The organism is Vreelandella sp. 162(4c) (genome assembly GCF_058152265.1).
This window is the reverse complement of record NZ_CM176981.1, coordinates 3,613,884-3,625,887: the sequence shown is the minus strand read 5'-3', so window position 1 is coordinate 3,625,887 and position 12,004 is coordinate 3,613,884. Positions and strand designations below refer to the sequence as shown.

Below are 12,004 nucleotides of genomic sequence, written 5' to 3'. Positions count from 1 at the left end.
ATACCCAAATCCTGTGACCGTCCAGCGCTGAACTCAGCCAACCTAGGTTTATGAAGAATTTAACACAAAAGAGACACTCGATATCGAAGAGCTGGCGCCGCTAGCTCAGCCTTTGAAGTGAAGGCGCGATGCCCTACTTACTGGGGCATCCAACGTCAGCCACTCGGCTTCATTCTGCGTGCGAATGCTCAGCATAGGCCTTAACATAAGGCCTTTTCTCCTATTTGCCATCAAGCCCCTTATGGCAACATAGGCGATAACAACACCTGTTTTCACATGCCTATTTCATGAGATCACACGAACAAAATCATCAGAGCAGGCATACTTTGATAAGCTATGCCACCAGGATGCTCAGGAACCACGCTAGGCAAATGTCAAAGGTTAAGAAGCCAAGGAAATTGCCGATATACCAATACAACGGCATAGAACAGTGGCGTAGCATGATAGACATCATGCAAAAGATACCTGTCACGTGGCGATATTCATGTAGAAGTGTTGAGTCTTAATTTTTCTTGGCTGGATACAGGTACACACGAAAGCCTTTTAGAAGCAGCACAATTTGTAGAAACAATTGAGAAACGACAAGGTTACAAAGTCGCTTGTCTGGAAGAGATTGCATTTAATCAGGGTTGGTTAAGCCAAGGGAAGTTGATGAACCTGAGCGAACCTCTTGAGAAAAGTGGATACGGAGCTTATTTACAACAGCTGGCAAACGAAAAATAAATGACGCGTGTGGAACTGCTCAGTTCAATAAAAGGCACATTATGATCCCTGTAACCAAGCCCTACTTGCCTAGCCGTGAAAAGCTTGACCGCTACATAGACGGCATTTACGAACGTGCTTGGCTCACCAACAACGGTGAATTGGTACAGCAGCTAACAAAGCGACTGGAAGAATACCTTGGGGTAGAAAACCTATTGCTCGTCGCTAATGGCACACTAGCACTACAGATTGCTTATCGCGCACTGGGCATTACCGGCCATCGTGCGCCTACTGAGGCCATAACCACGCCTTTCACCTTTGTAGCCACTGCAAGCTCCCTGAGATGGGAAGGAGTGGATCCCGTATTTGCAGATATTGACCCAGACACCTGGTGCCTGGATCCAACAAACATTGAGCCAGCAATAACCTCGAAAACCCGTGCCATTATACCTGTACATGTATTTGGCAACGCCTGCGACGTAGAAGCCATTGATGGCATTGCAAGCAAACACAACCTAAAAGTGATCTACGACGCCTCTCACGCTTTCGCCGTAGGCTACAAAGGCGAAAGCCTGCTCAAACATGGCGACGCCTCTACGCTTAGCTTCCACGCCACCAAGCTATTTCACACCGGTGAAGGCGGCGCAATTATCTTTAAGAAAAAAGAAGACCTGGAACGGGCAAAGAAAATGATCAACTTCGGCATCACCGGCCAGGAGAGCATCGAAGAGCTGGGCATCAACGCCAAAATGAGCGAGCTAAATGCGGCAATGGGGCTTTGTGTGCTGGATGAAATGAAGGAAAACTTGAAGGCACGGGCACAAGTTTGGCATAGGTACGAGCAAACATTGCCGAAACCCCTGCAACTACAAGCCAAACACGATACTCTTATGTACAACTACGCCTACTTTCCTGTGGTGTTCGAAAGCGAAGACCAAGCCATGCACGTTGCCGCCATCCTCAAAGAAAACGGCGTACAGTCCCGACGGTACTTTTACCCGTCGCTAGAGTCAGTCGAGAGCTTGGGTATCCATGTAAAAAAGTCGATATCACAAGACATTGCCAGTAGCATATTGTGCTTACCGATTTTTGAAAGGCTAACCCAGCTAGAGCAATTACGTATTATTGAATTAATAAAGATGGAATTAAAATTATGAATCTGGCGATCATGCAGCCATATTTTTTTCCATACATCGGCTATTTTCAGCTAATGAATCATGTCGATGAGTGGATAATTTTTGATGATATACAGTTTATTGACAAAGGATGGGTAAATCGAAATCGAATTCTACATCCAAACATAGAAAAAGCTTGGCAGTATATTACTGTACCGTTGTCTAAGCGTGGCCAATTCCCTCACATCAATGAAATTAAAATATCGCCCAATCATCGATGGGTTGACAATATCCTGGGGAAATTAACAATCTACAAAAAGGCACCTCATTATAATGAAACATTAGATTTCTTATATGAATGCCTGTCTTATAAAGATGAAAAACTAAGCACAATGTTAGAACGAACACTAAATCAAACAGCAAAATATATTGGCATTCAAACGCCTATATCATCTCAATCAAAACAAAGCTGGGATCTGCCAGAAATAAGCCACCCTGGACAATGGGCACTCGAGATATCTAAAGCAAAGAAAGCAGAACAATATACCAACCTTTATGGTGGCAGTAAAATATTTAACCAAAATGAATTTGATAAAGAAAAAATCGCTCTTCGATTCTTAAAACCATCACTCAATGCATACCCTCAATATCGAGAAAAATTTGTAGAAGGATTATCAATTATTGACATTATGATGTGGAATGATAAAAACTCTATACAGAAAATATTGGAAAATGACTTCTCTATGCTCAGCAAGCAACAAATTGAAAATTTATAAATTAAAAAACCATTCTACTCAATATACCAATATGAGACAGAAACCGCTATCAACTAAAAAAATATTTAAACCTACATTGTTTACAGAAAAACTACGATTCGATGTGAAAATCAATTGCTTTATCTTCATGATGAATACTTAAGCTTCAATACGAAAAAGGCATGATAATTAAACCTTTAAATTATTTATATGCTATCGGGCCGGAAAACTATGATCCAACGTACTGCGACTAATCCCATGCGTTTCGCCAAGCGATTAGCATTTACTTCGTCTGCCAGAGTTGGGTGGAGGCTTATTCTTGAAGGAATTCGCTTCCAGGAGGGCGAATCTATGTTGCTTCCTGCATATGTCGGGATAACAGATCGTGAAGGCTCGGGCATCATCGACCCGATTCAAGCAACACACACGCCCTATACTTTATACCCCCTTGACGATCATCTTCGACCCAATTTGGATCAGTTAGAATCGATGATGAAGACTGGGCGGCATCCACTCCTCTTAGCGGTGCACTACTTCGGTATTGTCCACGTTGACCTTCTAAAACTAAGAGAACTTTGCGAACGATATCAAACCCTCTTGATTGAAGATTGCGCGCATATCCCATGGCCGCTTTATAACAACACAGGCCCAGGCAGTGTTGGGCATGCGGCCTTCTATAGCCTGCACAAATCTATTGCCGTGCCAACCGGCGGTATTCTGAGGGTGAATGATCCAAATATGACTCTGCCCGAACCTAGTGGCGCCGATCGTTGCGCATATGCTTGCTTGGAGCAATTCCTGCGTACGGATATGGTCTCTGCTGCAAACGAACGACGCGATAATTACCAGTGGCTAGCTAACCGCCTGGCAAATATTGACGGCCTCACGGTTCTCTATCCTGATAGCGAGCAATTGGTTCCACACGATTTTCCAATAGTTGTGCATGACGGTCTGCGCGAAAAACTTTATTTCAAACTTATGGAAGAAGACTTACCTACAATTGCTCTGTACTACCGATTGATTGAAGCGATCACTGCAGAAGAATTTCCAGCTAGTCATGCACTATCAAAGAGCATACTCAACCTGCCTATTCATCAGGATACTGATCAAGCGGACCTTGAACGCCTCACTGATCGACTCATAACAATTCTTGAAGAGCTGCGCGCATGACAACAATCGGTGGATTTTTTGAACTTGAACTGCCATGTGCCGGAGCGCGTTTACACACGCAGGCACATGCCTTAAGCACGGGCCGCGCTTGCATGATGGTGATGCTCCAGCATTTGGCACCTAAGCGAGTACATGTTCCTTTTTATACTTGCGATGCCGCGCTCGAACCATTCGTGCATCTGGGCATCGAAACTAGAACCTATGCATTGGACGAAACTTTATTTCCTCAGAATTTACCTTCGTTGGATGAGGGGGAATACATTCTTTGGACTAATTATTTCGGAGTTTGTGGCCAGCATACCGATGAGATTAAGAAGCGCTTCGGTCAGCAAGCATTGCTAGATGATACTCATGATTTCTTTAGATCTGGGCACCTTGGGCACTGGTCATTTACGTCCGCTCGAAAGTATTTCGGGGTGCCTGATGGCGCCTTCCTATTTGCACCTGAGGCTCTTAATGTGGAGGCAGAGCGGTTCAAAGGTATCTCCCTCACGCATGGCTTGTTGCGAAGGCTAGGACGCCAGAACGAAGCTTACGAAGCGTACAAACGATACGAACGAAACTTAGACTGTAGCATTTATCGTATTTCTGAGGTTTCAGAAGGCATACTACGTGGTGTTGATATAGCCAGCGTTGCTGAGGCGAGGCATCGCAATTTTAAATTCCTACATTCAGCACTTGGAGAACACAACCAGCTGTCATTGCAACAAGTGAGTGATGTGCCATTCTGTTACCCGTACTTGCCGAACTCTACTGTAAAACGGGACAATCTTTATGCCGATGGCATATTCGTCCCCTCTTTGTGGCCAGATATACTTACTCGTAACGTGGGCGGTTTCGATTTTGAAAAGCGTCTTAGTGTGGAATTGCTCCCACTGCCGATTGATCATCGGTACACACCAAGAGACTTGCAACCCATGGTTGATCGTTTGAGGAACGCTATATGAGCGCCGAGTACTGGCTGGATTTCTGGAAGAGACATGGCCGCACTTCTATAGGAGCGGATGAACAAACGCAAGTGCTACGCACATTTAACAAGCAGCCGATTACAGCTGAACGTTGGCAGCTTACGCTGGATTACTTAGACAAACAGTTTCCTGTTAGTGCAACCGATGACGTCCTAGATCTGTGCAGTGGCAATGGCTTGATTACGGCGCATTTGGCACCTCGTTGCAGGTCAGTAACTGCCGTGGACATATCAGAGGATCTACTCGCTAAAATCGATCAGCGGAAACAACAAAATGTAAAGACGCTGCGATCAGACATCCGAAAGCTTAGCTTTGAAGATAGTTCATTCTCACGCGTCTTACTATATGCAGGAATTCAATATCTTTCGGAGGGTGAAACCGTTGCTCTCTTACGTCAGATATTCAAGTGGTTGAAGCCCGGCGGCATACTCTTCGTGGGCGAAATCCCAGATCGTGGGAGGCTGTGGTCTTTTTACAACACCCCAGAGAGGCTAGCCCTGTATTTCGACAACCAGATCGGTGATCGGGACGTTGTCGGCACATGGTTTGATACGTCATGGTTTTTGCGGCTTGCGGAAAGCACTGGCTTCCAGCACGCAAATGTAATCCAACAGCCATACGAACAAATTTATGCCCATTTTCGTTTTGATTTGAGAGTACAGCGATGATTGCACTCAATAATGTTGCCTATGTTGCCGGCGTGGCCCGAAGTGGCACAAGCTGGATCGCCCAAATCTTGAACAGCCATCCAGATGTATGTTTTCGTTTTCAGCCCTTTTTTGCTTATGAATTCAAGGGACGCGTAAACGAGGATTCCAGCCCTGATGAGTATCATCAGCTTTTTCTCGACATGTATAATACTGAGTCCTCATTCTTGACGCAGGAAGATAAACGCACCGCTGGAGATTATCCACAGTTCGAGAAGCACCCCAATCCTCATACTCTGGTATTTAAGGAAAATCGCTATCAGTCCATGCTAGAACCCATGTTACGCCGCGTTTCATACTTGAAAGCTGTCGGTATTGTGCGCCATCCATGTGCTGTACTCAACTCATGGAGCAAGAATCCAAAGGAGTTTCCTCCTGGCTCGGAGCTTCTTAGAGAATGGCGTTTTGGCAATTGCAAGAACAAAGGCAACGAGGACTATTTCGGCTACTACAAGTGGAAGGAGGTCGCACATATGTATTTGGATCTGCGTGATAAGTACCCAGATAGGTTCGCACTGCTACGTTATGAAGATGTCGTTTATGATCCGCAACGAACCATTTCTGCACTTTTTAAATTTCTAGGAATTTCCTATGATGAAGCCACTCAACGCTTCCTGCGGGAGAGCACATCTGTACATGGGGATAGCTACTATGCCGTTTACAAAAACAAGAGTGTTGCGGAAAAATGGCGATTTGAACTGTCCCCCCACATCATTGAAGAAGTTTACGCTGATGTGGCCGGAACTCGTCTAGAGCAATTCGTGCGTTGAACATCAGTCACGTCGGAAGTATTTCCAGAGCAATGAGTGGAATCAAAAACCTTGTATAGATAAATGAACTTATCGTCCTTAAATCATTAAGTGCGATCCAAATATTTTTTTATTCTATCATTTTAGATTTTGTATAATAATAACACGATATGTCATTCCGACCTTTTCTCTCATGATATTTTCCAATCCAATATAAGCTATTGGCAAGCATCTTGTTTTTCTCTTCTATACTCTTGCTAGACCAAGTAGAGCCTGGGTGCACTCTATAAGCTGCTGGGCGCACCTCATCTAAATAGCAACTATTTCCATAAAGCCCTAGCAGTGAAATAAGAAAATTATCTCCATTCCCAACATTCCCCTTTTCCTTTGGAAACTTACTAAATTTTTTCCTAAACATAATTGAAAGCGAGAGCAAAAAACATTCATTCTTCAGCAACTCTTCACTTGTAAAATTTCTAATACAGTGTTCTGGAAGCTTTGATTTTTCTAATAAAAATTCACTATTAAAAACAAATGCATTATGATGTGTTACAACACACTCAGGATTTTTCTCCATGTAGTCATGCTGAATCTTTAGCTTATTAGCATCTGTCCAATAATCATCGCCCTCGCATATAGCAATATATTTACCCTTAGCCACAGGAAGGCAGTGGTCTAATGGTCTTTTATTTTGAGAATACTGGTTCTCTTTCTGATAGATAGGGCGAATTAATTCAGGATATTGATCTGCGTAGCGCTTTATAACCTCTTGAGTACCATCTGTAGAAGCATCATCGTGAATGATCACTTCAAAAGGAAAGCATGTTTTCTGCGCAATAAATCCCTTTATCGCATCCTCGATAAATTCAACATGGTTATATGTGGCGCAAACCACACTCACTACAGGCTCACCCTTAATATGCTCGATCTGTGGGATCGGTGGGCCTGCTGGTGGTGGCACCTGTGATTTTGGCGCTGGCACTTTAGGTAAAAGCTCCTGCGCTTCAAGAAACTCAAGCGCTTTATCCTGGCTAACGCCTGCTATCAAATCAAAAGCCACATCGTGCGCTGCAAAGCCTGCACTGAGAATAAAGGCTAGCTTCATCCTTTCTTTCTCGCTCAGATTAGCCATGCGCTCGTGACTAGGAAGGAAGAGCACATCGCCGCTCTCCTGCTCAGTGGCGCAGACTGTTTTGGCGCTTAGCTTTTCTGGCAAATGGCTGTAGTGGCTAATATTATGGAAGCGATAAAAACGAAAACCGTTTCGGCTAGCCCAATGCTGAAGTTCGGCCAGTCTGGGCTGTTTTTCGTGGGTAAACTGAAAGGGGATCCTCGCCTGAATCAGTAGCGTGTCTGTGAGTGACTCTTTACCATTTTCTAGCACGGCCATGGTATCGCTCAACTCATCAAGAATTAGCCAGTCAAGACTTCCCAGACCATCAATACTGTCCAGCGCTACGGTATTAATGGGCAGTTCAGCCAATGGTTTTGCGCCTAGGTGATGGCGCTTTGGGAGTTGCTCGACCGGCAGCGGTAGCAGCGTGCTGGTCATTTCCGGAGCGACACAGGCATGCAGCTTTGTTGGCTCCCCATTGCCGAGCAGAGCGTGCTGAAATAGCTGTATATACTCACTGCCTTCGTATTGCTTGGTATTCTTTATTTCGCTTGCGGGATCAAAGGCAACAATACCAAAGGCACCTGTCGCCACCATTTGATCGGCAAGGCCACTTTTGATCAGGCTGGCGCGGTTGTCGAGCACCATAATTTTACCTTTGATTTGCCAGGTAAAATCGTCAGTAAGCGTCAAACGGTTAGCCTGAAGCTCTGTGTTGCTCTGCTTAGCGCTGGGTTGTTCGGCGCTAAGCAACTGCTGCAGTGAATTATCGACCTTAAATTCAGGCTTGGTTGCGCGACTGGCTAAGCGCTGGCGGTGACGCTTCTTTTGGGTAATGGCGAAATCTTTGTTGCCAGCACGAAGCCCTACCAGGGGCGTTAACGCGGTAAGTAGCTTGTCGGTTGCTCGGTTAAGGTGGTGTTTCTCTTTGCCTACTTGCCAAGCGCGAGCCACATAGTCTTGGTAAAGCGCTTCATCATCGAAAAAGCTGATGACTGCATCCACTAACGGTTGAAGCTCTTCATCGCTAAGCAGGTGTTGGTAGGGCTCTTCGTAACAAGCGGCTGGAAAATCAAAGGCGATACCGGCATTGCCGATCATTTCGGGCATGCCACCGCGGTTGGTAATTAGCGCCGGAATCCCATTAAGCATTGCCTCTGCCAGCACACGCCCTGAGCTTTCCCACCATAAGCTCGGCGCCACCACAACACGAGCGCGGCTATAAGGGCCGCGCATATCGCTAGTGTTGGCAGTGATGATCACATTGCTTAATGAGTCACGTTGCTTACCCATTTGGCGAGTGGTTTGCCGCAGTACCGCTGGCCAGTCGGCTCGCGCCTCAACCACTTCAAGCTCAATATCGGACCTTTCGCGCTCCAGCTTTTCAGCCAACTGGACAAATACACTCGCGCCTTTTTGCCAACTAGGGTTAACAAACAGCAGACGTTTACGTTCATGCTGTTCGGCGATGAAGTTTCCTGGTGAGATAAACTTGCCCACCGGCTTGGCCGTATAACCTACCGTTTTACGATACATATCCGCCGTAGCTTGGCTATCAGTCAGTATCAAATCAACATCACGGCACCAGTTCGGTGCTTTATAGTTGCCGTTCGCCAGATAGAAGGCGACAGGAATACCGCGATCACGAGCCTCATTGGCAATTAGCATTTCTAAGGTTTGACCACCGAAATACCAAACAACATCCGGCTTAAAGGAATCCAGTAGATAAAGGTACTGGCTGTACCAAAGCCCTTCTTCATGCGCCGTAAAGTGGTCACGGTTATGGCTATAGCTCACTACCAGCTGGTGTTTAAGTGATCCGTCATCAGCTTCGATCAACTGATGCAGGTGGGTACTTAAGTTTGGAAATTGCTCTTTGAGCCGCCCCATCCCCTTGGTGTTGTCGAATACGGTCGCACCCAGTATCTGAACGTCATAGCCATGCGCAACCAATTGCATCAACATTTGACGAACGGTCATGCTGGCACCGCTTGAAGTATCCATCAAACAGAAAGGATTGGCCCAAAGGATGCGGGGCTTGCGTTTTTGAGTAGTAGATGTGGCAGTGGTTTTAACCATGAAGCGACTCACACAGAAAAGGGACAATTTACCTAGTTTACTGTTCTAGCGCGGCAAGCAAAGGCGCGAATGCGCCTATAATAAAGTAGGTGTTCTCGCGATCAGCTTTGCGCAGGAGCTGGAGCAAATAAAAACGGGGCCGATTGGCCCCGTCGTTATTTTCTAGTTCAGCATTACCAGCAAGGGTATTAGCCCAGCAGAGACAGTACAGACTGTGGGGTCTGGTTAGCCTGTGCCAGCATCGAAGTACCAGCCTGCTGGAGAATGTTAGCACGTGTCATGTTCGATACTTCCACTGCGTAATCGGCGTCTTCAATTCGCGAACGGGCCTCGGAGAGATTAGTGGAGGTGGTCGCCAAGTTATCGATTACCGAGTCGAAGCGGTTAAGCGTAGCACCCAGCTCAGCGCGGTTGGTATCGAGCCCTTGGGTTGCCTCATCAATCCCGTCAATCAGATTCTGGAATTCTTCATGCGTAGCGCCACCTGAAGCTGCAGCAGTAGCAACAAATTTGCCACCAGATACTGCCGCAACAGTACCGCCATCAGTAGCCTCTTCTAGGCCAAGTCCACTAACCGTAGCATCTACACGATTGACTTTAATTACGTCTTCACCGTCAGTATTGGACCCTACCTGAATGTTTAGCTGGCCAGTAGTACCGCCACTTGCGACGTTAAGTAGTTTAGTTCCGTTGAAATTATTGCTGTCAGCAACACGCTCAATTTCTTCTAAGCGCTCATTGATCTCGGTGACGATCGCATCACGATCTTCTTGGGCATTGGTATCGTTGGCACCCTGTACCGCCAGCTCACGGATACGCTGCAGGTTGTCGTTAATTTGGTCAAGGCCGCCTTCCATGGTTTGTACCAGGGAGATACCGTCGCTGGCGTTACGGCTAGCTTGATCCATGCCTTTGATCTGAGCAGTCATTTTGTTGGCAATGGCTTGGCCAGCAGCGTCATCAGAGGCGCTGTTGATGCGCAGGCCAGAAGAAAGACGCTCTTGCGCTTTGGCCAGCATAGACTGAGAGTTGGACAGGTTGTTCTGGCCAATCAGGGCCGTAATGTTAGTGTTGATTACAGACATGTGAGTGCTCCTCGAAGATTAACTGGCCAATTGGCCTGCTTAGCGGCGCTTGCGTCGCCGTTATATTAATTAACGGCAGGCCCATCAAATTCTTTAGAAAAAATTACGCTTTTTTATGTAATTCACTGTAACTATTTCAACTACCCTCTCAACTGCGTTCTGAACTACTTTCTTATTTGCTGTTCTGCATGTTACTCAGCATGCTGAACTGCTGGGAGAGATAGCTGCTCATGGAGTTCATTTGGGCGATCAAGCCATCCAATTGCCCAAACTGCTTGCGGTAACGCTCTGTGCTTCGCTCAATACTTGCCTCCATACGCAGCTTACGCACATCCAGGCTATCAACCCGCTGCTCAGCGCTAGTCACCGAGCTTTGAATAATGCCATCTTCTGCAGTGATGGTTTCAAGCGTTGCATTTAAGCGCCCTGCAAAGCCGCCTTCTTCGGTGTCGCCCGCAAAAAAGGCAGATAGCCCTTCAGGGTTATTGGCTACTGCATCGTCCAACTTATCTTCATCGACCTTAAGTCGTCCCTTCTCATCAATGGCAATACCTAGTTGAGAAAGCCGTGAGATATCGCCGGTTCCGAGGTTGTCGGTAATATCCCGGCGTAGGCGGTCTTCAATGGTACGCACGGTGCGGTCGCCAATTAGTTCGCCAGACGTTTCGCCTTCGCCGTTGTATGCGGTCATTCGACCAACGGTGGATTTCATTTCGTTATAGTTTTTAACGAACTCGTCAATGGCTCCTCTCAGCGACGCGTCATCACGTTCAATCACCAGCGTAACGGGGTCTCCAGAGGCCTCTGTGAGATCAAGCGTTACGCCTTGAATTGCCTCTTCAACGCGATTGGTTTTACTGGTGATAGCAATGCCATTAACATTCAGTTCAGCGTCCTGACCTGAACGCTGGGTGGCTGCATCCATGGTCAGCGATGCCAAACCTGAGAAGCCCTCCAGTGAAGCATCTTGGCCCGTCTCTTTTGAGCTCAGCGCTAAGCGGTACCCAGTGCCGTCATTCACGATAGAAGCGGTGACGCCAGACTCTTTATCCGCGTTAATTTGGTCACGGACATCCGCCAGCGTACTGCCTGCTGAAATAGTCACGTCGTAGCTTGTTTGGGTACCGCCAGCACCAAACTCAAGCGTTAGCGTCGCATCGGCTGCTGTTAGCTCTTGGTCTAGCGCTACGCTGCTGGAAGCAGCGCTGCCTGCGCGAGCCAGTTGGGTAACGGTTACTTCATAGCGCCCGGCATTAGCGGTTTCGCCTGCGGTCGCCAATACGCCATCGCCCGTCACGGTGCTTTTTTGCTGTTTAAACGTAGAAGCGTCATTCAGCGCAGCGATAGAGGTTTGCACCCTATCCATTGCTGACTCAAGGCGCCCATAGGCAGAAATCTTGGTTTGCTGAGCACTTTTCTGCTCTAGAATAGGCACAAGCTTTTGCTGTTCGGCCGCTTTTAGCTGATCCACCAAACCTGAAAGATCCAATCCAGAACCTACACCGAGTGCTGTGATCGATGCCATGGGGCTCATTCCTTATAAGAAGTAGAGAAAGGTGT

General features: G+C 46.7%; 10 protein-coding genes. 7 read left to right on the top strand and 3 right to left on the bottom strand.

Annotated elements, in window-relative coordinates:
- The first annotated feature begins 465 nt into the window (after nucleotides 1–465).
- From AC4EYZ_RS16625 to AC4EYZ_RS16595, 7 genes are all read left to right on the top strand, one after another.
- The gene (locus tag AC4EYZ_RS16625; RefSeq protein ID WP_490204291.1) at nucleotides 466–723 is read left to right on the top strand and encodes a hypothetical protein; all 258 of its coding nucleotides are present in this window, start codon (nucleotides 466–468) and stop codon (nucleotides 721–723) included.
- A 41-nt stretch (nucleotides 724–764) separates the two neighbouring features.
- On the top strand, nucleotides 765–1,859 hold the full coding sequence (locus AC4EYZ_RS16620) for a DegT/DnrJ/EryC1/StrS family aminotransferase (protein ID WP_490203902.1): 1,095 nt from the start codon (nucleotides 765–767) through the stop codon (nucleotides 1,857–1,859).
- A complete protein-coding gene (locus tag AC4EYZ_RS16615) occupies nucleotides 1,856–2,593 on the top strand; it encodes a WbqC family protein (RefSeq protein ID WP_490203901.1) in 738 nt (245 codons plus the stop codon). The genes AC4EYZ_RS16620 and AC4EYZ_RS16615 overlap by 4 nt, the downstream gene beginning before the upstream one ends.
- Nucleotides 2,594–2,923: 330 nt before the next feature.
- Nucleotides 2,924–3,742 (top strand): DegT/DnrJ/EryC1/StrS family aminotransferase, encoded by an 819-nt coding sequence (locus tag AC4EYZ_RS16610; protein WP_490203900.1) that lies wholly within the window; start codon nucleotides 2,924–2,926, stop codon nucleotides 3,740–3,742.
- Nucleotides 3,739–4,689, top strand: coding sequence for a hypothetical protein (locus AC4EYZ_RS16605; RefSeq protein WP_490203899.1), 951 nt, complete (start codon nucleotides 3,739–3,741; stop codon nucleotides 4,687–4,689). The genes AC4EYZ_RS16610 and AC4EYZ_RS16605 overlap by 4 nt, the downstream gene beginning before the upstream one ends.
- Complete coding sequence (locus AC4EYZ_RS16600) at nucleotides 4,686–5,378, top strand: class I SAM-dependent methyltransferase (protein ID WP_490203898.1); 693 nt, start codon at nucleotides 4,686–4,688, stop codon at nucleotides 5,376–5,378. Before AC4EYZ_RS16605 ends, AC4EYZ_RS16600 begins: the two co-directional genes overlap by 4 nt.
- The gene (locus AC4EYZ_RS16595) at nucleotides 5,375–6,187 is read left to right on the top strand and encodes a sulfotransferase family protein (RefSeq protein WP_490203897.1); all 813 of its coding nucleotides are present in this window, start codon (nucleotides 5,375–5,377) and stop codon (nucleotides 6,185–6,187) included. The genes AC4EYZ_RS16600 and AC4EYZ_RS16595 overlap by 4 nt, the downstream gene beginning before the upstream one ends.
- A 109-nt stretch (nucleotides 6,188–6,296) precedes the next feature.
- Here the strand turns inward: AC4EYZ_RS16595 and AC4EYZ_RS16590 are convergent, their stop codons facing one another.
- From AC4EYZ_RS16590 to fliD, 3 genes are all read right to left on the bottom strand, one after another.
- Nucleotides 6,297–9,359, bottom strand: a complete 3,063-nt coding sequence (locus AC4EYZ_RS16590; protein WP_490203896.1) for a glycosyltransferase — start codon at nucleotides 9,357–9,359, stop codon at nucleotides 6,297–6,299.
- A 188-nt stretch (nucleotides 9,360–9,547) separates the two neighbouring features.
- Nucleotides 9,548–10,444 carry a flagellin N-terminal helical domain-containing protein gene (locus AC4EYZ_RS16585; RefSeq protein WP_490203895.1) on the bottom strand — a complete coding sequence of 299 codons (897 nt, stop codon included), beginning with the start codon at nucleotides 10,442–10,444 and terminating at the stop codon, nucleotides 9,548–9,550.
- A gap of 172 nt (nucleotides 10,445–10,616) precedes the next feature.
- Nucleotides 10,617–11,969 (bottom strand): flagellar filament capping protein FliD, encoded by a 1,353-nt coding sequence (gene fliD, locus AC4EYZ_RS16580; RefSeq protein ID WP_490203894.1) that lies wholly within the window; start codon nucleotides 11,967–11,969, stop codon nucleotides 10,617–10,619.
- Nucleotides 11,970–12,004 lie beyond the last annotated feature (35 nt).

Bases quoted from the DNA above. Each gene is read 5' to 3' on its own strand.
- AC4EYZ_RS16620 (WP_490203902.1), top strand. From the start codon at position 765: ATGATCCCTGTAACCAAGCCCTACTTGCCTAGCCGTGAAAAGCTTGAC.
- AC4EYZ_RS16615 (WP_490203901.1), top strand. From the start codon at position 1,856: ATGAATCTGGCGATCATGCAGCCATATTTTTTTCCATACATCGGCTAT.
- AC4EYZ_RS16610 (WP_490203900.1), top strand. From the start codon at position 2,924: ATGTTGCTTCCTGCATATGTCGGGATAACAGATCGTGAAGGCTCGGGC.
- AC4EYZ_RS16605 (WP_490203899.1), top strand. From the start codon at position 3,739: ATGACAACAATCGGTGGATTTTTTGAACTTGAACTGCCATGTGCCGGA.
- AC4EYZ_RS16600 (WP_490203898.1), top strand. From the start codon at position 4,686: ATGAGCGCCGAGTACTGGCTGGATTTCTGGAAGAGACATGGCCGCACT.
- AC4EYZ_RS16595 (WP_490203897.1), top strand. From the start codon at position 5,375: ATGATTGCACTCAATAATGTTGCCTATGTTGCCGGCGTGGCCCGAAGT.
- AC4EYZ_RS16590 (WP_490203896.1), bottom strand. From the start codon at position 9,359: ATGGTTAAAACCACTGCCACATCTACTACTCAAAAACGCAAGCCCCGC.
- AC4EYZ_RS16585 (WP_490203895.1), bottom strand. From the start codon at position 10,444: ATGTCTGTAATCAACACTAACATTACGGCCCTGATTGGCCAGAACAAC.
- fliD (WP_490203894.1), bottom strand. From the start codon at position 11,969: ATGGCATCGATCACAGCACTCGGTGTAGGTTCTGGATTGGATCTTTCA.